Origin of the sequence: Nostoc sp. DedQUE08, assembly GCF_034530895.1 — a bacterium.
Classification (GTDB): domain Bacteria; phylum Cyanobacteriota; class Cyanobacteriia; order Cyanobacteriales; family Nostocaceae; genus Nostoc.
Genome location: NZ_JAVRCD010000007.1, coordinates 97,560 through 119,391, shown reverse-complemented (window position 1 = coordinate 119,391; position 21,832 = coordinate 97,560). Strand labels below are relative to the sequence as shown.

Sequence of the window (21,832 nt, the reverse complement as noted above, 5' to 3'; positions counted from 1 at the left end):
AACATTAAGCCTTTATGCTCAAACATTAAGCCTTAATGCTCGAACCTTAAGCCTTTATGCTCGAACATTAAGCCTTTTTGCTCGAACCTTGAGGTTATAAGACTGAAACTTTAAGTTCTAACTATCTCCCTCATCCTTTTTCATAGAGTACTAAACTAGTAGGTTGCAATTTCACTTCTTGGCCCGCAGACAGATGTTCAGCAGCTTCAGAACCATGCCCAGACCATGAGGTATCAGCAGAGTCTAACAATTTATTAGCATTTTGCTCAAACGGCAAAGTTACTGTCACTGCCGACGAATTGAAATTCATCACAAATATTATTTCACTCGATTCGCACCAACGCCGCACGATGACTATCTCTTTCTCTTCATCGCTAGTTGCTTCGATGAAATTGCGGTCTTGGTTGAGCAGGGCTGGATGTGTCTTCCGTAAATTAATTAACTGACGATACCAATCCCAGAGAACTTTGTGATTTCCTTGATTGCGTAATTCCCAATTAAGTTTAGACTTAAGGAAAGTTTCTGATGATTCTGGATCTGGGGGATCGTCTGCGAAGTGAAATGCTTCAAACTCTTGTTTGCGTCCGGCTCGAACTGCTTGAATTAAATCTGGATCGGAGTGACTGACAAAGTAAATAAAGGGTGCAGTTTCGCCGTATTCCTCTCCCATGAACAACAGGGGTAAGTTGGGCGATAGCAGCACAGCCCCAGCACCTAATTTCAATCCCTCAAAAGAGATTTTCTGGCCGAGGCGTTCTCCTTTCATTTGATTGCCGATTTGATCGTGATTCTGAATACAGACTGTAAACTGTGACAAAGGGCGATCGCGGCAAGATAAGCCATGAAATCGTTTGCGATCGGGCGAGTATTTCCAATCGTAGACAAAAGTATCGCTATAAGCTTTTGCTAGATCGGCACATTTCCCAAAATCTTGATAATATCCTTGGCGATCGCCTGTCAACAATGTATGCAATGCGTGGTGAAAATCATCACTCCACTGAGCATCGAGTCCATATCCACCCAATTCTGCTGGACGAATTATTCGCGGATTATTCAAGTCACTTTCGGCTATCAGATGGCGTTTCCATCTTTGTCCTTGTTGTGAGAAATGATGAACTGCTTCCGCCAATTCCCATAAAAAATGCTTGGCTCCCAAGTCATAAATTGCTTGAATGGCATCCAGCCGCAATGCATCAATGTGGAATTCGCCCAACCAGTAAAGCGCATTTTCGATAAAATAATTTCGCACACCCTGACTATGGGCATCATCGAAATTCATTGCTTCGCCCCACGGCGTTTTATAGGTTTTAGTAAAGTAGGGCGCGAACTGACTCATATAGTTGCCTTCCGGCCCAAAGTGGTTATACACCACATCCAGCACAACGGCGATATTATTTTGATGGCAAGCATTTACCAGTTGCTTGAGTTCGGCTGGACTACCATAGGAATTTTGGACAGCATAAGGATAAACGCCATCATAGCCCCAGTTGCGGTATGCCAGAGATGCTTCAATATGAGTGTCTCCCGGAACCTGGGAGATCGGCATGATTTCAATGGCGTTAATTCCCAGTTCTCTCAGTTCTGGTAAACGGGGAATAATGGCGGTGAAACTTCCTTCCGGCGTGAATGTGCCAACGTGAACTTCATAGAAAATCATCGACTCTACAGGAATGCCCGCCCATCCTTCATCAGTCCACTCAAAGTCATGATCGACAATTTGCGACGGCCCATGTACCCCTTCCGGTTGATACTGCGACGCCGGATCGGCAAAGTTGTCTTGGCCATTCAAGACATACCGATAAAGCGTACCCGGATACACATCGTTGACTTTCGTGTGCCAGTATCCCTCAGATTGAGGCTTGAGGGGAATTAACTGCTGTTCTGGCGTCAAAATTTTTACCGTGACGCTATCTAATAGCGGAGACCAAACTGTAAATTCACACTCTCCGTTACCTAAGTATTGAGCACCAATTTTCACGCAGTATCCTCCCGTCAGATTCTTTGTTGTGCCAAATTATGGTATGGCGCGATCGCAAATGTCATTGATTGCACAATGTTTACAAAGACGCCAGATAGCATAATGGTTGGTCTAGCAGACATTTTGCTAGCATCTGGAGGGGGATTTTTGACTAAAATAAACTCTGTCTAATGACCAAAGGGGCAGAAGGCAGGAGGCAGGGGGCAGAAGCATTGGTGTCAACTTCACGTGAAAGCTCTATAATCACCTGATATTAAATCCACTCGTTTACCATCACTATCCGCGTCACCCCACCCCGGTTTTGTCTAAAGCCAAAACCGCCCCTCCCCTTGCCAAGGGGAGGGGTTGGGGTAGGGTAAAGCGTATGTGGGGCAAGCATTTGAGCTTAAGTTGGCTTGCAGCTACCATCTACACAGTACGATGATTGATATGTATTAGAACGTTTACCAAAGATTGCGTAGCGGTTATCGCGGATTTGCTCGTAAAAGCGATCGCCTGCCCATTTCATCCCCGGTAATGCTCGATAAGCGTCTACAAATATACTTCCTGCTGGCAATAACCGCCCAATTTCTTCTGCTGCATTACTGCCTTGCCAACGTCTTTGAGGGGCATTGCCATCAATTAAAATCATCCCCTGTTCGCAATCTTGGGCTGAAATTCCCCACTGTAAAATTGTCTGCTCATCTTGCATGGGACTGTAGCGAAACAGCTTTCCTTGGTCTAAGGTTTCTAGCAATTGCACTAGGGTAACGCAGAGATTACAATTCCCGTCGTAGATTACGAAGTAATTCATAAAAATAATGGCTCTTTGGCAATTGAATTGTCGGATGTATAGCAGGAGGCAGGAGGCAGGTGGTCACTGAGTTTAGCCTGAGCGGCGTCGAAGGGCGTAGTCGTTGGCGCAGCCTCTCGTAGAGAAGTGAGGCAGAAGGCAGGTGGTAAAAACCTTGCTATTCCTGAGATTTACGCTTGTCATTATGTCCTAATCTACCTGGCAACAGCTATATCTAAAACACAACTTTGGTATTCTAGCTTAGAAAACCATAGCGATCGCTCTTGCCTCACCGAACCAGTCTCCAGTTTAAATATGCATAATGTCGTCTAGCTTTAGTTGTAAATTTGGCAAGACACCAGAAGAAATAGTATCTCCTAAGCGATATTGTTGTTGCTGGTACACACCATTAACTAACTGACAAATCGTAAATGTTGGTTGTTTAGGATTGCCGATAAACTGCAAACCACCCAAGCCACGAAAGTCCACAATCCAATATTCTGGGATGTTAAGAAAAGCGTATTCTTCCACTTTTCTTGCATAATCATCTTGCCAATTAGTACTCACAACTTCAGCAACAAGTTTGATTGTATTGCCGTTACAAATTATTGGTTCTTTTTGCCAAAGTGGTTCTTTACTAAGTTCTGCTTTATCTAAAACAATTACATCAGGACGCAGTGCTGTGGCTTCAGCCGCAGGCGGTTTAATTAGACAAGTTTTTGGAACTAGCCAGTTGAAATTAGAATTAAAAATTTCGACATAGATTCTACCAGCAATACTACCAGCAACAGCTTCGTGTGGCCCTGTAGGTTCCATGTCTCTTAATTGTCCGTCGATTAATTCGTAGCGTGTATTATCGCCATATTGAGCTATAAATTCCTCGAAGGTAAGCAGTTTGGGCGAGGTATAGGTCATTATGTCTTGTTTTGACTTGACGTAGGCTTATTATACAGCATTGCTATGCCCCTACAGCATGGTCTGCGATCGCAGGATAATTAATAAAATCCTAAAACAATCCATTTTTTAATTTATATCACGATGCTTTTATACAGCATGAAAGCCCTACAATCATAGTTTACAAAGGACTATAAAATGTTTATATAGATTACTCTTACCAAAAACAATTAACATTCTTATTTTTTAGCAAAAAAATCTATATTATTAAAACAAAAGTATATTTAATAATTTATTTTTGTAGGTTGGGTTACGCTTTAGCGTAACCTACACATTTTTATTTTTTAGCCTTAATCCAAGTAGTATTACAAAGCGATCGCCGTATTTAAATAGCACGACAATACAAATACTAAACGGTTTGTCTTCAAACATCGTCCCCGATTTCCAGTTATCATGCCCTTGGAATGGTAAATGCCATAGTTTTTTCATTAATGAGAAAATATTCATGAGATACAAACTCTTGGGTAAAAGCGGGTTAAGAGTCTCTGAACTCTCCTTGGGAACCATGACCTTTGGTGAAGATTGGGGTTGGGGTGCATCTGTTGACGAAAGTCGGAAAATCTTTGATAGCTATGCAGAAGCAGGCGGAAATTTCATTGACACCGCCAACGGTTATACCGATGGTAGCAGTGAAAAAATTGTTGGCGAGTTGATTGCTAAAGAACGCGAACGCTTTGTAGTTGCGACAAAATATTCCTTTCCCTTGCGGATGAACGATCAAAAGGGTGACCCTAACGCCAGTGGAAACCATCGCAAGAATTTAATTCAGTCTTTGGAAGGTAGTCTGAAACGGCTGAATACCGATTACATTGATTTATTCTGGTTGCACGCTTGGGATTTCACAACACCAATTGAAGAAGTCTTGCGATCGCTTGATGATGTAGTGCGTCAAGGTAAAGTACTTTACATCGGCATTTCTGACACACCCGCTTGGATCGTTTCCCAAGCAAATACCATCGCCCATTATCAAGGATGGACGCAGTTTGTCGCCCTGCAAATTGAGTATAGTTTGATTCAGCGAACACCAGAACGAGATTTGCTACCGCTAGCTAAAGCCTTCGATTTAGCAGTAACACCGTGGTCGCCTTTGGGTGGTGGTGTGTTAACAGGTAAATATAATCGGTCTTCTCAAGGAGGCGCTGAACAAGGGCGACTCGAAACTTTAGGCGGAGGTATTTCTGAAAAGAATTTAGCGATCGCTGAAGTTGTTAGTCAAGTTGCAACAGAAATTGGCCATACACCTTCACAGGTAGCATTAGCTTGGTTACGCGCTCAAAGTGGTGTGATTATTCCGATTATTGGCGCACGTAAATTAACGCAGTTTCAAGATAACTTAGCTTCAATAGAAGTCACACTTTCGCCAGAACATCTGCAACGGTTAGATGAAATCAGTCAAATTGAATTGGGTTTTCCCCATGACTTTTTGCACAATGACATAATTCGCGATCGCCTTTTTGGTGGTACTTTTAATACTATAAAAAACCACCGTATTTGACTAATAGTCATAAAGTTTAACATATTCAGGCATTAATTCAATCGGTCGTCAGAGAGTTTCGCCAAGCCAAACAATTCTGTAGAGTTAGATGTAAAAGGCATTAACAACGTAGAATCATGAGCGACAACACCATTGCATCACGTTTGTACCCTACCCGTATTGATATTCCCGCCGAAGCGCGAGTGCAAATCGTGGTACTTCTCAACCAAACCTTGGCAGCTACTTCGGATTTGAAAACCCAAGCAAAGCAAGCGCACTGGAACGTTAAAGGAACTGACTTTTACCAGCTACACCTATTATTTGATGAACTTGCTGGGGAATTAGAAGGATACATCGATATGGTCGCTGAACGCGTTACAGCTTTAGGCGGATACGCTTTTGGAACAGCCCGCGCCGCAGCTAGTAATTCAATTTTGCCAGAATATCCCTTAGATATTTTGGATGGTAAAGACCATGTAACAGCCTTGTCAGATCGTTATGCATCCTATGGTAAACATCTCCGGGAAGCGATCGATAAAACTGATGAATTAGGCGACCTCGATACTGCTGACCTTTACACCGAAATTTCTCGCACCATTGACAAACGACTCTGGTTCTTAGAAGCTCATTTGCAAATAGCAGAAATCAAAGGAGAAAATGGCAAAGCGGGTGCTACTCAACCTCAAAAAGTTCCTGCTTTTAGATAAGCACTTTTGAGAATCCGCTTTTTCAAATCTAATAGTATCTTTTTGGTAAGTACGTCACTTTTAAGTGCGTACTTTTCTTTTTATATGTATATGCTTTACTATTTAAATAGTTCAAAACTAGGTAAAAAAAGTTCAAAACTAAAAATTATATTCGATAAAGCGCTACACATTTACTTAACCATATTTGATTAGCGATCGCTAACAACAAGATTTGGTTTTTTTAAGCTTACCAACTAATTAACAGCGAGGTAAATCTATGTCTCAAAATACAATTACCCACTTAATTCACGATCGCAATGCCCGTGGTCATGCAAAAATGGGCTGGCTCGATAGCTATCACACATTTTCCTTCGGTAGTTTTTACGATCCCAACCGTATGGGATTTCGCTCTCTGCGGGTAATTAACGACGATCGCATCGCCCCTGGTGCTGGATTCCCTACCCACAGTCATCGTGACATGGAAATCCTCACTTATGTCTTAGAAGGTGCTGTAGAGCATAAAGACAGCTTGGGTACTGGCTCGGTAATTCGCCCTGGTGATGCCCAAATTATGAGCGCTGGAACTGGAATCAGCCACAGTGAATTTAATCCTTCACCAACTGAACCACTCCATTTACTACAAATCTGGATTCTTCCCGATCGAGAAGGAATAACGCCAAGATATGAACAAAAAGCTTTTCCTATCGAAGAAAAGCGCGGTAAACTCCGCTTAATTGCTGCTAGGGATGGGCGCGATGGTGCTGTGACAATTCACCAAGATGTTGATTTATACACATCTGTTTTAGAGGATGGTGATGTTGTTAATTATCAAGTTAAACCTGGTCGTTATGCCTGGTTACAAATAGCCCAAGGCATAGTTAACTTAAATGGTGAAGAACTCAGAGCAGGCGATGGTGTGCAAATCAACGGCGAAGAACAGCTAGAAATTAGCACCAACATCGGCGGCGAAATCTTGCTTTTCGATTTAGGCTAATATCTCTTTTCTCTAGTAAAAGGCTCATTTAAATGAGCCTTTTACTCAGAAGTTTACTATTTAAGTATGTTTGCGTGTTCCGTGAAGGCAAAGAATATCCTGCAAATGCTAGCAGAACGTCTCAGAGCGCTTGGTGTAAATCCAGATTCTTTAGTTTAGAATGTGCTTCGGGGTAAATTATGGCGATCGCAATCTCCGACAACCAAGGCACAAGCCTAAAAAACTGGGGAACGAGTATCAAAGACTCATTAATGGAGTTCAAAGACTCTTCGTTGATTTTTTCTGTATTGGCTTTGAGTTAACTTTCTAACTATTTTTTTCTTGCTCACTTTGTGCTTCAGCAATTAACTTGTTAACAACCTCTAACTCTGGGATAACAAGCAGTTGCATGATAGCTGAAGCCTCATGTAAATAGTTCAAGGCCATAACAGTGTCCCCTTGCCGCAGCCAACCTGTTCCTATTGCTGCTAAAGTTACTGCTCTGTTATGATCATCCCCGGCATAGTCAAATAGTTGTGCTGCCTGTAAATATAACTCTCTACACTCATTGGTTTTTCCCTGATTTAGGTTAATAGTACCTAAATGGCATAATATCCTAGCTTTTGAACCACACAAACCATTTACGCTACTGTATTCGCCCGTTTGAATTTTAGTCGGAATTTCACAAACTTTATCGTAGAAATAAAGGCAGCATTTATAGAGAAATTCGGCAAGTTCTATCTGGTTTTCTCGTATAGCAATACCTGCTCGAAGCTCAAATGTCATTGTTAGAGAAAAAACTTCTGCTAATGCAGGTCTTATATTAGAATTCTCCTGTTGAATTTGAAGAATACCAAAGTAGACTCGGCTATATTCATTTAATATATCTTCCTCTAATGGCCCTTTTCTAGCATAAAAATTGATACCAGTTTGAAATATTTCTAAGCGTGTTTTTTCGTCTTCTAGAGGGCATAGTTGTAAAGCTTTTGTATAACAGTCTATAGCTTCACTAGTATGTCCTAAGCCTTCTTCAGCTTTAGCTAGATAATACATAATTTGATAATTTTTAACTAATTTCAATATATCCTTACATACTACAACAGTCTTTTTATACTTATATTTACTGTTCCAAAATTGGGCTAACAATCTTCCAATTTCTACAGTAATGTTTTCTTCTTTTCCTAAAAGTGCTAAACGATAGATTTCTATTTTCTGTTCTTCTGTTAACACTTCTACTTTTTGCCACCAAAGTCTGTACAACTCATTTGCAGCATTTTTATATAACAAATTAGTTTCTTTTATTAATGCAAGTGCTAGGGGCAAAATGCGTGGTACTCGTAACGCTTGATCGTGACTCATTTCCAACAGTCCCAACGCCACCGCCCGACTAATATAATGTTCCAAATTGTGGATATTCTCACAAACTGCGGTTAAAGCTTCCCTCGGTACTGGCAACTCAAACACCAAACCCCGTGACAACATCTCCCGCATGGTTGTATCCATCTGTGCCAGCAACGCCTCTGCCAAAACTTGCTCTCGCAACTCCACCGGATCTGCTGCTAACCGATTTAAAATTGCCGCCACATCAACAGTTTTATTTTGTAGAATCTTATCCAACCATTCCAGCAAGCGGGGATTACCATCCGCCAACTTCTGCGCTTGTGATTTTAAAGCCTCATCCACCTGAGATTTAGCACTAAAGGCTGTGAGGCGACTAAACTTTTTTTGCAAATCTGCGCCTTGCAGTGCATCCAATGGCTGCTTTTGGAAATGCTGCAACTGAGTAAATTCAAAATCGTAACGACAGGTAATAATAATGCGGTGGGAAGTGAAATTCTCTCTAATTGCCCAAACTACAGCTTTCATTACCTCTGCTGCTTCTGATTGCAGCACATAACTCTCATTGCGGGTTTCCAAATTCACTTCAAAGTCATCCAGCACTAACAAAATCGGCTTTCCTTCCTCATGTAAATCTTTAAAAACTCGCTTCAGTCGATATTTCAATTCTTCATCGTAATTTTGTAGGCTTTTGCGTTGTTCATTGTCATCCAACTTTTCCGCCAAGCGACTCACCAAACTAGCTTCATCGATTCGCCCCACCCAGACAACATGCTGAAAATTCGGCAGTCTGTCACACAGCCTAGCTGCTAAACTACTTTTACCCAAACCGCCCATGCCATGAATCAACACCCCAACTTCATCCCTTGATTGTGTCAGCACTCTTAAACAATTTTGCAATTGACGACGACGACCAACAAAACTCTCTCGCGTCGGGACTTCGACTTTACCCGCAAACAATTGGGTAGTAACAGAAGGCGGTGGTGCTGGTTTACGTCCACGAGTCCGCAAAGGTGTGACTAATGAACTCGGTAAATTGTCTGCTGCATACAGCCGCAATAAATGCCAATCCCGCGCTTTGTTCTTAATTAATGTTTGATAAGTACAAGCAACAGCCTCAATGATTTGCTTTCCGGGTGATAATTCCTCATATAATGCGGCTGCTGCGGCTGTAGCATCCGGATCTAAAACATTTTGACCCCAACCCAAAACCGCTTTTGCACCCGATTTCAGCAATTCTTCAGCCATTGACGGCACAGAACCGCCATTGCCAGCTTGCCCAGTGCGACAACCAGAGAGGAAGATGAGTTTAGGCAATCGAAATTGTAATTCTTGGGCAATATCCCTAGCACTGGCATAGAAAGCTTCACCTGTTGCCGTTTCTGTAATAAAGCGGGGTTGCCCATCTTGTAAAGTAGCATGACCCGTCAGGTGTAAAACATCAAAATAATCCCTGTCGTAACCATCGACTAAATAACCCAACTCCGACAAACAGCCGCTTTCTTCCACCGTTAGCGCTAAAGGTTGCCGCTTTGTCGCCTCCAAAATCCGTGCTTCCTCCCCCTCAAAATCCAGCACAGGCTCGACATTCAACGGCGAAGTCGCCATAAACAAAACTTGCAGCGCCCGGTTTTCTGGTTCCCCGTCAATGGTCGATTTTTTTACCGCGCTATCCGACACCCACTGCACCGGGACAATAGCCGGGACACGCTGCACTAAAAAACTATTGCCATCGTGCAGCACTTCCCAAGGCAGATGGGCGAGCTTTTCTGTTACGGCGATCGCTAACACAATCCCCTCACGCCGATACTTATCTAGCAAGGGTTGCAGCCAGCGATCGCTCCCATCCAACCAGTTATACAACCGCCGTCCAGTTACCGTATAATCCTCTGGGAAAAACGAAACGTAATAATCTCTCTCAGCCAACTTAATCAAGTCGGCGACTTCTGTTAAACAGAGCGATCGCTTTTCGTACTTGTTTGGATTATCAATAAAGTAACGTAGCTCTACGTAATTCTCATCAACTTGTTTGAGGTCGAGGTGGAGGGTTTGCACGTTCTCAATCTTGAGACTTCAGTATTTACCCCAAGTCTACCACCCCCAATTCCGTCTCTACGATTCTAAAATTTGGCGAATCTCTTCCAGGGTTGCATCCTCTAAAAGAAGTCGCCTGCCATTGCGCCCGACAATCAACACCTTTTCAATTCTTTTACCAGACTGTTTAGCTTTATACTCTTGATACCACTTGCGGATTTGTTCAGCAATGGCGATCGCACCCCCAACAATACCAACGATGGTAGCAACTGTTGCTGTTACTCCTTCTCTTTCCGGTGCATCTGAACTCACTGCATAGTTACCAGATATACCAGGAATTGCCAAAAGCGCCTCTGTTGCTGCGATCGCATCTTCTCCCGTGATCGCCAACTGAATTTCTGCCATAGTGTTAATCTGCAAGTAACTCCAGGCTTATTTTAAACAACATCCCAAGGCAATTTCTTCTAAAAATTCCTAATTCTTGTTGTAAAGAATGTCTGAAAACCTAAATTTTCGGTTTTTAGTTCTCAATCAACTTACAACAAGGGGCTTAAGCCTCTTGTTTTGTCTTAGTCCGCGCAGACGGACTTCGCCTGTGTAAAATGAGACTGTTGGAATATATCCAAATCACGGCTATACTTTCTCATAAAACCACCAAAATACTTGGGGGCAATGGCCAAAAAGTTCTTAGTTTGGGAAAGATATATCAGACTTTAATAACTATTAGAGGTGGCTGTAATGCCGACGATTCATTTTGTAGATGGTGAAAAAGGCGGGGTAGGAAAATCTCTCTTTGCCAGGACAATGATTCAGTATTGTCTGGATAAGAGAATCCCATTTGTACCAGTGGAGACAGATAGATCAAATCCAGATGTCGCAGGGGTATATAAGGAGATATGTAAATATGCAGTGTTTAGTGAGAATGAAAGACAGGCAAATAAAGCAGATAGAATATTTGAGTGGGCAATAGAGAAGCCAGTAATTGTGAATTTATCTGCACAATCGCATAGAGCAGTACAAGGGTGGATTGAATCTAATCAATTACTTGAATTAGGAAGTTCGCAGGGAGTTCTGTTTTGCAAATGGTTTGTATCGACAGGAGGATACGACAGCATCAACCTGTTTGCTCAGTCAGTGAATACTTACGGTGATAAAATCCCTCATATTCTGGTGAGGAATTTAGGGCTGTGTGATGATTGGGAGCATCTAGAGTCAGACTCCAACTATCAGAACATAGTAAATAAATATCAGATAAAAGTTATAGATTTTCCGAAGTTAGCATACAGAGAAAGAAACATAATTGACCAAAATCGCCTGACTTTTGCAGAGGCTAGAGAATATAAAGAATTTGGGATAATTGGAAAACAGAGAATAGTGAATTTTCTGAAGCTTGCTTATGGTGCTTTTGAGAAAGTAGGTATCTGGTATGAAAAAGTTGAGTAGGAGTCATTAGTCATTTGTCATTTGTCATTAGTCATTGGTCATTTGTCATTGGTCATTAGACCTCTTACATAAGTCGAATAGATCCCCCTTAATCAATCCCACCTTATAAAGGGGGGAAACTTAAAATCTTGCCCCCTCCCCTTTATAAGGGGAGGGTTGGGGAGGGGTGATTTAAGGATTTTTGCAAGAGGTCTATTAGTCATTAGTCATTAATACTCATGACTTTGAACAAATAGCAGGAGATTGAATGGGGGTACGATGGCGCACCCACCCGCTGTAAGCGATCGCTTGGCAAATTTGACTACAATTCTTAGAAAGAGTAGCAAAAACCTAAATGTCTAAAAAGTCCGATTCTCAGTTTCAAAATCTCTTTAGTTCACCCAAATCAACCAACTGGGACGAAAGATTAGCCCAAATAGCCTATCGCTTTAACCGAGAATATCAACGTGAAACCTTTGAACTCCCAGCAGAAGTACAGGCGATGCCGATATTTAGCGAGTGGATTGCTGGGAGTTTCTCAGGAAGAATTGCTTCCCCTTTTTGGGAAATTGCTAAACCTCAAAAAAATCAACACTGTATAGATATTGGCTGTGGGATCAGCTTTTTAATCTATCCTTGGCGGGATTGGCAAGCGTTTTTTCATGGGCAAGAAATCAGTAATGTGGCACGCGATACCCTGAATTCTCGCGGGCCGCAGTTGAATTCTAAGCTGTTCAAAGGGGTTGAGTTGGGAGCAGCTCATCAGTTAAACTACCCATCAGAGCAATTTGATTTAGCGATCGCCACCGGATTTAGCTGCTATTTTCCCCTCGAATATTGGGATGCCGTACTACTAGAAGTCAAGCGGGTGTTAAAACCAGGTGGACATTTTGTATTTGACGTTCTCAATCCAGAACAGCCTTTAGCGGAAGATTGGGCAGTTCTAGAAACCTATTTAGGGGCTGAGGTGTTTTTAGAGCCTTTGGCTAAGTGGGAAAAAACAATTAAGGCCGCTGGTGCTAAAGTCGTAACGCATAAATCAGGGGAATTATTCGAGTTATACAAAGTGCGGTTTTAAAAATACTATTACTCAGGGATAACTGGACTCATTGGATCTAAAGAAGTTGTAAAAACAAAATAGATTACCCCAGTTCCGAGAATCATCACAGCGAGACTGAACAGCAACACCCATCGGTCTGTTGGTTCGTAAGTATCTTCTTCGATATCACGACGGACAGCAAAATAATGTACTGTTGACAGCCACACCGTGATTAAACCCACCAGCGAGAAGACTAAACCTAACTTCCAGCCGTTGCCAGGACGGGGTACTAAAGGTACATGGAAGGCACGCAGACGCACAATGACGACACCAAAACCTAAAAGAGCGATTCCTGTCCGCATCCAAGCGAGGTAGGTACGCTCATTTGCCAAGTGATCTCGGATTCTAGACGGATTCAGTCGTCCTGGCTTTTTTTTATCTTTTTCTTCTTCTGTAGGTTTCAATTTTAACTGCATCAATAACACCCTTATCCCCAAAGCGGCTCCGATCAAAAAAATGCGAAGGTAGTAGAAAATCTCTTTCCAGATGACTTGCACCCAGCACAATAGTTGCGCTACTGAAATATGCCTGTTGTGATTGTACATTTTTTCCAAAATTAATTTTAATGCAGATATCAAAATAAAACAAGCCTAAAATTGAGGATAGATAAATTCAAAAAAAAAGAGCCAAGATCAGAGAGATGTTTCACCAGTGTTTGTCCTGTTCTTCTCTGATTTTGGCTGTCACCCTATTTAAATTCAGAACAATCATTCAAAAATAGACTATGCAGTTCTATTTCAAGACTGATTGCTAGGCGCATTAGGAACTCGTGTATTTATTAGATCCTGCGATATATCTGGGATAAACCAGTTAGCCTTTTTGCTGTTAACAACTTTTACAGTCGGGACATTCAATTCAATCGCAGCAGTATCTGGATTCCTCTTAATTACCAGCTGAGTTCCATCAAGGATCTTCAGAGCCGCCGCTCCTGTCAATTCTTCACCTTGTCCATTAGGACTAGAGGTGAAATTTTCTACCTGGACATCATTCGGTAGATAGATGCCATCACAATCCCAGTTATTTTTAGTGGATTGACCATCAGCTAGAAAATATAGACCATTCTCGTATACGGCATCTTCATCTTCTTCATCATTTGGTCTTTTACCGTATACCGCTATGGTATTACCTGTTTGGTTGTTGCATTGACCCCAATTGATTCCCGTCTCTAAAGCATATTTTTGCAGTGTTAATTCCTCGGTTCTTTTTTGAATTTCTTCTGGTGTCAGACCTTCAACTTGAGTTTGGGCATCTTTTGTCTGAGAGAGTTGCTTAAGAGCTTTAGTGACTTCGATATAATCAGGGTTTTTGCTAAATTTTGGTCTATCAGCAAAAGAAGGTTGAGCAAAGGCTAGATTAGCGACAATCATTAAGACAATTAGCAGAGATTTCCAGATTTTCATGTTTTGATTCCTGTTGATGGGTAAGATATTTTGCCGTTGAGAATTTGTTTTGCTCAGAAAATTGATGATGCACCTCTTTATTAGACACTTAATTTTTCTTGTTTTTCACTTGACGGCTGAGTATTGAAACCTAAAACTAATGAAAATATATAACTAGAAACTACAGATAAAAGAGTCCAAGTAACATTTTCGGTGACAATAAATACGCCCAAACCAATCAAGATACAAGGGACAAAAGTATTGCCATTTTCAGTTAAAAAGTTGGCGATCGCAGGCAAGTAGGTTAACTTGTAAGCGGTATAACACCATACACTCACTAGAGTAAAGAATACACCTATAATCACCAGCAGACTGTCTAATTCTGAGTTGGCAAACAAGGGCACATAGACGCTAATATTATCACTGCCATTAGCAAAGGCGATCGCGGCTACATTGCAAGTTTGTGGAGAAATAAAACTCCTAACTATAGAGGGACAAGACGGCTCGGTTTCTTCTTCAGCTTCCTCAGATGAATCCTCTTCGCGTTTTAGTAAACTGCTCACACCAATGATTATTGGCATAAAACCTAGTAGTCTAATCCAGTCCTGCGGTATGATTAGTCCACCGAAGAAACCGGGAAGGCTAGCAACGATCAATGCTGCAAAACCGAGATACTGACCAGCAAGGATGTGACGACTGCGAAACGTTTTACTTATTTGTGAAAAAAACAACGTCAGAATGACAATATCATCGATGTTGGTGGCAGTGAATGCGGTAATCCCTGTGGTAATTGCAGTTACTAAATCGTTCATTTGTGGATGTCCTTATGTTCGTGCTTGGTAATTAGGCATGGGGCATTGGTCACTTACAAAGGACAAATGACAAATGACCAATGACCAATGACAAATGACTAAGTAAAAAGCTTTGATTTATACTTTAGTCAAACTAACCGATAGAATCAAATGCTTTTATTTGTCAAAATGATAAATGAAAGTGATTAAAATTTTGACACCAAGTCTTAGGGATACGACCAATGGCAGGAATGACGCTTGAGCAGCTAAAAATATTTCTGGCTGTGGCGCAGAACTTACACTTCACTCGCGCAGCAGAGGAGCTTTATATTACACAACCTGCTGTCAGTGCAGCGATCCACAACTTAGAGCAAGAATACGGAGTGAAACTATTCCATCGGATTGGTCGCCATATCGAAATTGCTGAAGCGGGTAAATTACTGCAAGTGGAAGCGCAGAAAATTCTCGATCAAGTTTCCTTGACAGAAAGGGGGTTGCGAGAATTGAACAATCTGCAACGGGGTGAATTGAAATTAGGGTCGAGTCTGACAATTGGTAACTACTGGCTACCAAGTAAAATTAGTGAGTTTAAGAGCCAATATCCTGGTATCCAGATTGACTGTACCCTTGCCAATGCAGAAACGATTTGTGTCGGTACAGCGATGGGACAGTTTGATTTAGGTTTGGTGGAAGGTGATGTGAAGCCAGCGCTTCAGAATACTCTGGAGTACGAAATAGTAGCGAGCGATCGCTTACAAATTGTAGTTGGTCAAAAACACCCTTGGTTTGAGTGGGGAGAAATTGATTTAAGCCAATTAACTCAAACTCCTTGGGTGATGCGGGTGCCAGAATCTGGAACCCAACAAAGGTTTGAAGAAGCGTTGCAAAATTGGGGGATCAACCTCAGCGAACTGAATGTAATTTTAGTGTTCGCCAGTGGTGAGATGGCAAAAGCCGCAATTGAAAATGGAGTAGGCGCAACTGGAATTTCTGAGTTGATGGTAAAAAAAGAAATCCAGCTAGGAACTCTGCGGGCAATTCGAGTTATTGATAATAGAGAAGTCAACAGTGCGATGACTAAGGCAGGCTATGCCTACGCAGAAATAGTTCGACCTTTTTTCAAAATCAAGCATCGTCAGCGTTTTCAAACTGCTCTTTCCAAAGTCTTTGAACAAATGTTGATATCGTCTATGGATGGTTCACATCAACATGTATCAGTTATTTAAAGGAGATTGGGCATTGGGCATGGGGAAAGAGGAGCCAGGAGGCAGAAGTTCTACAATGTTTGAATGCGTGAATTTTGAATTTTGAATTTTGAATTGATTTCTCCCCTGCCCCTCTGCCCCCAATCCCCTTCACACCTTCCGCATATTTTTACTGATAGGGTCAAAACCTCTAGAAAACCGCGTACTTTCATCATAGTAAGCGCCAGTCAGATTAGCTCCATACAACTTGGCATAGTTGAGTTTTGCTCCCCGAAGATTTGCTTCATTCAGATTGGCACCGCTCAAATTAGCTCTGGTCAAATTCGCTTTGGCTAAATTAGTTCTACTCAAATCTGCTCCCCAGAGTTTAGCTTTAGCTAAGTTAGCTCCACTCAAGTCAGATCCCCATAAATTAATTCCCGGCAAATCGGCTCCAATCAGCTTATCCCGACTCAAGTTGACGGCTGGAAAATATCTTTCTCCTGCGGCAAAACGCCTTTTTAATTCTTCAGCATTCATGCGTCGCGTTCACCTTCTTTAGCAATATAGAAGTTATTTGTTCCCATTCCTGGCTTAGTTCTCCTGAAAATACTGGTTGACCACTGCGTTGATACCAGAAATGGGCATTGTTCAAATCGCCTTCTTTGCGGTGCAGGTAAGCATGAACCCAGGCACTGTCAGCATCGCTGGCATCTGTAACTATTTCATGAGCTTTGTTCCAATCACCTTTGTTGTCATACCACATTGCTTGCAGCCCTTTTGGTAGTGTCTCAGGGCATGGGCGCTGCTTTTCGATCAATCGCAGAAATTCCTCTGTATTCACGATCGCCACCTAACAAGAATCAAACTTCTATCTCTAAGATACTCCTCAGCTTCAGGGGAGGATGGGGAGCAGGGGAGCAGGGGAGCAGGGGAGCAGGGGAGCAGAGGGAGAATAACTCCTAACTCAGCACTCATTACTCATAACTCATAACTCATAACTCATAACTCCTAACGCCCCATGCCCAATGCCCTTCATCTCTACTTAACTGGAATAACTTCAAACTGGAAAGTACCGATCAAACGGTTATCAATATAGACTTCTATTCTATGCTTACCAACTGGATCGCCAGGGGCGATCGTCCAAAAATTCTCAATTACACCTTCTGAAGCCGACTGCGTGCGTCGTGTTACAGATGTCTTGCCGTCTGCTGATATTGAAAAATCTTCACCATTATCTGTACCCCAAGTTTCTGGAGGTTTTGGTAAATACAAGACTTCACGCCATTTCACTTCACCTTGGTAGTTTTTGAGTTGAATCCGCCACCCGTAGGTATTTCCTTCCTGAAGTGGCACTCTTTTTGTCTGGAAAATGGTAACGTTTCCTTTGGAGTCAACTCTCTTCAGACCAAACTCGGTGTTACTGACAGTAATCTGTTTTGCATTCGTTGACGGCAGAGATGATATGGCATTTTCTACCAAAACAGAAGTAGCGTTGATTGGCTTAGAACCGATGACCCCAGATATTAGCCAAAAAACAGCTAGCACAGCAGTAATAGTCCAAATTCTCATTAGTATGGTTTTCCTATCAGACTTTTGGTACTTATTCAAGTAATCTGCCATGTTTTCCGGGTCAAGGTTAGCGATGGTTAGACAAAGACGAGATTGCTTTCAGAAATTTGGCGGATTTAATCAACCTACTGACTTTGGTCAACATCCAATTTAAAATCAGTAAATCATAATCTTGGCGAAAGGCAAACCATTGCGCCGTCGTTTTTCCATCTGCGCTCGCATCTACTCCATACCCATTCCTCACCGTTTTACTCTACAAGACACTTCACGGACGGGATAGTGTGGCATGGATATAGTATTCTAAATCCTGAATTCAGAATTCTGACTCCTTCTTTATTTCCCCCTTTTCTAATCACACTTTGCACATGAGATACCAAGTTGGCGGTAGCCTCCACAGTGACGATCCCACTTATGTTGTGCGTCAAGCAGACGAAAAACTTTATACCAGTTTAAAAGGTGGCGATTTTTGCTACGTCTTCAACTCTCGCCAAATGGGTAAATCATCCCTACTACAGCGAATAAGTCGTCGTCTCAAGTCAGAAGGCTATAAATGTGTTTACTTAGACGTGACGCAATTGGGTAGCGAGGATACCACATCAGCACAATGGTATAAAGGAATCATTGTCAGCATATTCTACGGGTTAAATCTGGCGGAACACGTCAACTTTAAGCAATGGTGGAATATGCAAACAGGTCTTTCTCCTGTACAAAAGCTACACCAGTTTGTTGAAGAAATATTGCTGCCAAATGTTAAGAGCGATTCTGAAGAAGGCGGCGAAGCTAAAGGCATTTTCATTTTAATTGATGAAATTGATAGTTTGCTGAGTTTGAATTTTCCGGTCAGTGACTTTTTTGCCTGGATTCGTCATTGCTACAATCAGCAAGCACACGACCCAAATTTTCAACGCCTGGGATTTGCATTGTTTGGAGTCGCCAGTCCATCTGATTTAATTGCTGACAAACGTCGGACACCTTTTAACATTGGGACAGCTATTGAGTTATACGGCTTTCGATTGCATGAAGCTAGCCCATTGCTAAATGGGTTAAAAGGAGCAATTGAGCGACCAGAAGTTGTGCTGCAAGAGGTGATCTATTGGACAGGGGGACAACCGTTTCTCACTCAAAAACTCTGTCAATTAATTCTCCAAACTGCCTTAAAGACATCAGAGCGGAAAATTTTCCTACTCCCAAAAACTGAGGCCTATTGGGTAGAAGAATTGGTGCGATCGCAGATTATCCAACACTGGGAATCACAAGATGAACCCGAACACCTGCGCACGATTCGCGATCGCTTACTTTTCAACCAACAACAAAGTGGACGGTTGCTGAGTCTTTATCAGCAGGTATTGCAAACCCAGGAAATAGAGGACGAGGGGAAATGGGGATGGGAGGACGCAAATAATGAAGACACTAGCGACTCTTGGCGTTCCCAGTCTTTGCGTCCTTTTTTATCTCCCGTGGCTACCGATGATAGCCGAGAACAGACAGACCTTTTACTATCAGGATTGGTCGAGAAGTACAACGGCTATCTTAGAATTAAAAATCCCATCTACCGACATATTTTCAATACTGAATGGGTGTTAAAGCAGTTAGACAATTTGCGCCCTTATTCACAGCCATTCAATGCTTGGGTAGCATCGAGCTTTCAAGATGAGTCACGCTTGCTGCGGGGTAATGCCTTACAAGAGGTTTTGGACTGGACTCAGCGTAAAAGTCTCAGTGATTTGGACTATCGATTTTTAGCAGCTAGCCAAGAATTGGAACGTCGAGAAGTCCAGCAAAAAATGGAAGTAGAACGACTCAAAGAAACTGAAGCGCGATTGGCAAGCGAACAAAAGAGCGCTCGGCTTCAGCGACGACTCCTATTAGGAGTAAGTTTAGCCTTACTAGCAGTTATTGTCTTGGGGTTCACAACACTCTACGCCGATCGACAAGCATCACTGAGTGAGGTACGAGCGATCGCATCTGCTTCCAATGGAAGTTTTAATTCCAATCAACGCTTAGATGCACTGGTACAAGCAATCCGAGCCAGACAGGAATTTCAACGGCTCGATCTGCAAAATTTGGCAGATGCCAATGCTCTGGATCTCCAAACCCGTAAAGTATTAGAACAAGCTGTCTACGGTGCTGATGAATTCAATCACTTGTCGGGGCATCAAGGGATTGTCTTAGGCGTTGATTTTAGCTCTGATGGCCAGTGGATTGTCTCATCTAGCATCGATCGCACAGTCAAGCTATGGAAGCGGGATGGAACACTGGTGAGAACGCTACCACATACTGCAACCATACAAAGCGTCCGCTTCAGCCCGGATAGCCGCCGGATAGTCGCTGCCGGCATTGATGGCACTATCCGTCTCTGGACGATCGATGGTAAATTGTCAACCATCTTCAAAGGGCACAAATCTGCGGTGTGGCGAGTTGCCTTTAGCCCAGATGGACAAACGATCGCTTCTGCCAGTGGCGATTTTAGCGTCAAGCTTTGGCAACTAAATGGCACTTTAATCAGAACTCTTAAACATCAGCGTGGTGTGTGGGGAATTGCCTTCAGCCCCGATGGTCAAACTCTCGCTTCTTCTATGGTAGGCGGCAAGAATCAGCTTTGGCGATTGGATGGAACGCTACTCAAAACATTCACAGCTGGAAACGCAACTATTTGGAGTGTTGCTTTTAGCCCCGATGGACAAACTTTAGTGTCTGGCGGTGCAGATAAGATGGTGCGACTGTGGAATCGAGAAGGCACTCTCCTGAGAACTTTTAAAGGGCATACTGCTGAAGTATTGGGTGTAGCCTTTAGCCCTGATGGGCAGACTATTGCTTCCGGCGGTTCTGATAAAACCGTTAAACTCTGGCGAATAGATGGTACTTTATTAAGAACTTTGCAGGGGCATACCTCAAATATTCAAACCATCGCCTTCAGTCCTGATGGAGAAACTCTCGCCTCTGCCAGTCACGACAATACCATCAAACTCTGGAGAGTCCACTCACCCTTAATAAAGCTACTCAATGGCCATCAAGAAATGGTCTGGCGGGTGGCATTTAGCCCTGATGGGCAACGGCTAGCTTCCGTTGCTGGCAAAGAAGTCAAACTCTGGAGACGCGATGGTTCTCTCGCCAAAACCATTGTTGAAGAAGATTCTCGAATGCTTAGTCTTGACTTTAGCCCCGATGGTCGAACTTTAGCGATCGTTGGTTCTAAGGGTGTTGTAAGACTGTGGCAACTAGACAGCAATCAGCGAACCATTCTGGAAGGGCCAGGTATCGGTCTTTTGGGTGTTAGCTACAGTCCTGATGGCAACCGATTAGTGACTGTGGGTTTTGATTACAAGCTGAGACTCTGGCAACGCGGCTCCAATGGAGAGTTTCAACTCCAGCAAATTATTCAGGCGCATACAGGGCGAATTTGGGACATTGTTTATAGTCCAGATGGGCAGTTTATCGCCTCTGCTAGTGCTGATGGCACTATCAAACTGTGGACTTCAAAAAATAGCGATCGCCTGTTAGAAAAACCCGATCGCACCTTAGAAGGGCATAAGAGTGAAGTTTTTGGGGTTGCCATTAGCCCGAATAGTCAATTGATTGCCTCTACAGGTGGGGATGGTAGTCTGCGACTTTGGAAACGTGATGGCACTCTGGTGAGGAGCTTTGATGGTAAAAGTATTGGCTTAACCAGGGTAGCATTCAGTCCAGATGGTCAAATGCTAGCAGCCGCAAGTTTTGACAATACGATCAAAGTCTGGAAAATTGATGGTACTTTACTCGTCACCCTGAATGGACATACTTCTAATGTGAGCAGTGTTGCCTTTAGCCCTGATGGTAAAACCCTTGCCTCTGGCGGAGATGACCAACTTGTAATTCTGTGGGATTTAGAAGAAATTCTCCATCTCAACCTACTGAAATACAGTTGTGATTGGGTACGGGATTATTTAAAGACTAATATAACAGTGGAAAAGAGCGATCGCTCTCTTTGCAATTACAGCCTTTTTCATTGATTTGAAGCATAATCCCTTGTTAAGGCGGCTCAATACCTGTGAATGAAATTCTCAAGCTGCCCTTGCGGTCAGAATTTCTAAATCTTGAAGCAATTCCAACAACCAAAACTCGTTTAATATAATCACTGACGAAATTTGCACGGCAATTTAATTTGAACAATTAGTTTATTTAGCAGAATCTTTGATT

General features: G+C 42.5%; 20 protein-coding genes. 8 read left to right on the top strand and 12 right to left on the bottom strand.

The window, feature by feature from the left end; translation table 11 throughout:
- Positions 1-130 precede the first annotated feature (130 nt).
- Positions 131-1,978, bottom strand: a complete 1,848-nt coding sequence (gene treZ / locus RMY64_RS06925) for a malto-oligosyltrehalose trehalohydrolase (RefSeq protein ID WP_322683034.1) — start codon at positions 1,976-1,978, stop codon at positions 131-133.
- A gap of 385 nt (positions 1,979-2,363) precedes the next feature.
- A complete protein-coding gene (locus RMY64_RS06920) occupies positions 2,364-2,771 on the bottom strand; it encodes a thiol-disulfide oxidoreductase DCC family protein (protein ID WP_322683033.1) in 408 nt (135 codons plus the stop codon).
- Between the two features lie 126 nt (positions 2,772-2,897).
- Here RMY64_RS06920 and RMY64_RS06915 point away from each other — a divergent pair, with 126 nt between their 5' ends.
- Entirely contained in the window at positions 2,898-3,083 is a 186-nt protein-coding gene (locus RMY64_RS06915) for a hypothetical protein (protein WP_322699659.1), read from the top strand.
- Here the strand turns inward: RMY64_RS06915 and RMY64_RS06910 are convergent.
- Both RMY64_RS06910 and RMY64_RS06905 read right to left on the bottom strand, forming a co-directional pair.
- Positions 3,060-3,665 carry a Uma2 family endonuclease gene (locus RMY64_RS06910; protein ID WP_322670991.1) on the bottom strand — a complete coding sequence of 202 codons (606 nt, stop codon included), beginning with the start codon at positions 3,663-3,665 and terminating at the stop codon, positions 3,060-3,062. The two genes, RMY64_RS06915 and RMY64_RS06910, sit on opposite strands and share 24 nt — an antisense overlap.
- Before the next feature lie 306 nt (positions 3,666-3,971).
- The gene (locus tag RMY64_RS06905) at positions 3,972-4,133 is read right to left on the bottom strand and encodes a hypothetical protein (protein ID WP_322699658.1); all 162 of its coding nucleotides are present in this window, start codon (positions 4,131-4,133) and stop codon (positions 3,972-3,974) included.
- A gap of 16 nt (positions 4,134-4,149) precedes the next feature.
- Here RMY64_RS06905 and RMY64_RS06900 point away from each other — a divergent pair, with 16 nt between their 5' ends.
- From RMY64_RS06900 to RMY64_RS06890, 3 genes are all read left to right on the top strand, one after another.
- The gene (locus RMY64_RS06900) at positions 4,150-5,199 is read left to right on the top strand and encodes an aldo/keto reductase (RefSeq protein ID WP_322699657.1); all 1,050 of its coding nucleotides are present in this window, start codon (positions 4,150-4,152) and stop codon (positions 5,197-5,199) included.
- Between the two features lie 116 nt (positions 5,200-5,315).
- Complete coding sequence (gene dps / locus RMY64_RS06895) at positions 5,316-5,885, top strand: DNA starvation/stationary phase protection protein Dps (RefSeq protein WP_322683030.1); 570 nt, start codon at positions 5,316-5,318, stop codon at positions 5,883-5,885.
- 256 nt (positions 5,886-6,141) lie between these two features.
- Positions 6,142-6,858, top strand: a complete 717-nt coding sequence (locus tag RMY64_RS06890) for a pirin family protein (protein ID WP_322699656.1) — start codon at positions 6,142-6,144, stop codon at positions 6,856-6,858.
- A 306-nt stretch (positions 6,859-7,164) separates the two neighbouring features.
- On the opposite strand, the gene RMY64_RS06885 is transcribed toward RMY64_RS06890, so the two are convergent.
- Both RMY64_RS06885 and RMY64_RS06880 read right to left on the bottom strand, forming a co-directional pair.
- The gene (locus tag RMY64_RS06885) at positions 7,165-10,230 is read right to left on the bottom strand and encodes a CHAT domain-containing protein (RefSeq protein ID WP_322699655.1); all 3,066 of its coding nucleotides are present in this window, start codon (positions 10,228-10,230) and stop codon (positions 7,165-7,167) included.
- Between the two features lie 57 nt (positions 10,231-10,287).
- Entirely contained in the window at positions 10,288-10,614 is a 327-nt protein-coding gene (locus RMY64_RS06880) for a hypothetical protein (protein ID WP_322670985.1), read from the bottom strand.
- Between the two features lie 333 nt (positions 10,615-10,947).
- On the opposite strand from RMY64_RS06880, the gene RMY64_RS06875 reads away from it, so the two are divergent.
- Together RMY64_RS06875 and RMY64_RS06870 are read left to right on the top strand one after the other, a co-directional pair.
- Positions 10,948-11,652, top strand: a complete 705-nt coding sequence (locus RMY64_RS06875) for a mobilization protein (RefSeq protein WP_322670984.1) — start codon at positions 10,948-10,950, stop codon at positions 11,650-11,652.
- A 334-nt stretch (positions 11,653-11,986) separates the two neighbouring features.
- Positions 11,987-12,709 carry a class I SAM-dependent methyltransferase gene (locus RMY64_RS06870; RefSeq protein WP_322670983.1) on the top strand — a complete coding sequence of 241 codons (723 nt, stop codon included), beginning with the start codon at positions 11,987-11,989 and terminating at the stop codon, positions 12,707-12,709.
- A gap of 8 nt (positions 12,710-12,717) precedes the next feature.
- On the opposite strand, the gene RMY64_RS06865 is transcribed toward RMY64_RS06870, so the two are convergent.
- From RMY64_RS06865 to RMY64_RS06855, 3 genes are all read right to left on the bottom strand, one after another.
- On the bottom strand, positions 12,718-13,146 hold the full coding sequence (locus RMY64_RS06865; protein ID WP_322661105.1) for a DUF202 domain-containing protein: 429 nt from the start codon (positions 13,144-13,146) through the stop codon (positions 12,718-12,720).
- Between the two features lie 321 nt (positions 13,147-13,467).
- Complete coding sequence (locus tag RMY64_RS06860) at positions 13,468-14,130, bottom strand: hypothetical protein (RefSeq protein ID WP_322670982.1); 663 nt, start codon at positions 14,128-14,130, stop codon at positions 13,468-13,470.
- Between the two features lie 80 nt (positions 14,131-14,210).
- Positions 14,211-14,921 (bottom strand): cadmium resistance transporter, encoded by a 711-nt coding sequence (locus RMY64_RS06855; RefSeq protein WP_322683028.1) that lies wholly within the window; start codon positions 14,919-14,921, stop codon positions 14,211-14,213.
- Between the two features lie 221 nt (positions 14,922-15,142).
- On the opposite strand from RMY64_RS06855, the gene RMY64_RS06850 reads away from it, so the two are divergent.
- Positions 15,143-16,126, top strand: coding sequence for a LysR substrate-binding domain-containing protein (locus RMY64_RS06850; protein WP_322670980.1), 984 nt, complete (start codon positions 15,143-15,145; stop codon positions 16,124-16,126).
- 129 nt (positions 16,127-16,255) lie between these two features.
- Here RMY64_RS06850 and RMY64_RS06845 read toward each other — a convergent pair whose 3' ends face one another.
- The 3 genes from RMY64_RS06845 to RMY64_RS06835 all read right to left on the bottom strand — a co-directional run bounded on the left by RMY64_RS06845 (position 16,256) and on the right by RMY64_RS06835 (position 17,656).
- Complete coding sequence (locus tag RMY64_RS06845; RefSeq protein WP_322670979.1) at positions 16,256-16,624, bottom strand: pentapeptide repeat-containing protein; 369 nt, start codon at positions 16,622-16,624, stop codon at positions 16,256-16,258.
- A complete protein-coding gene (locus RMY64_RS06840; protein WP_322670978.1) occupies positions 16,614-16,928 on the bottom strand; it encodes a hypothetical protein in 315 nt (104 codons plus the stop codon). Before RMY64_RS06840 ends, RMY64_RS06845 begins: the two co-directional genes overlap by 11 nt.
- 197 nt (positions 16,929-17,125) lie before the next feature.
- A complete protein-coding gene (locus RMY64_RS06835; protein WP_322670977.1) occupies positions 17,126-17,656 on the bottom strand; it encodes a hypothetical protein in 531 nt (176 codons plus the stop codon).
- A 365-nt stretch (positions 17,657-18,021) separates the two neighbouring features.
- Between RMY64_RS06835 and RMY64_RS06830 the strand changes: the two genes are divergently transcribed.
- Entirely contained in the window at positions 18,022-21,645 is a 3,624-nt protein-coding gene (locus tag RMY64_RS06830; RefSeq protein WP_322699654.1) for an AAA-like domain-containing protein, read from the top strand.
- The last annotated feature ends 187 nt before the right edge of the window (positions 21,646-21,832 follow it).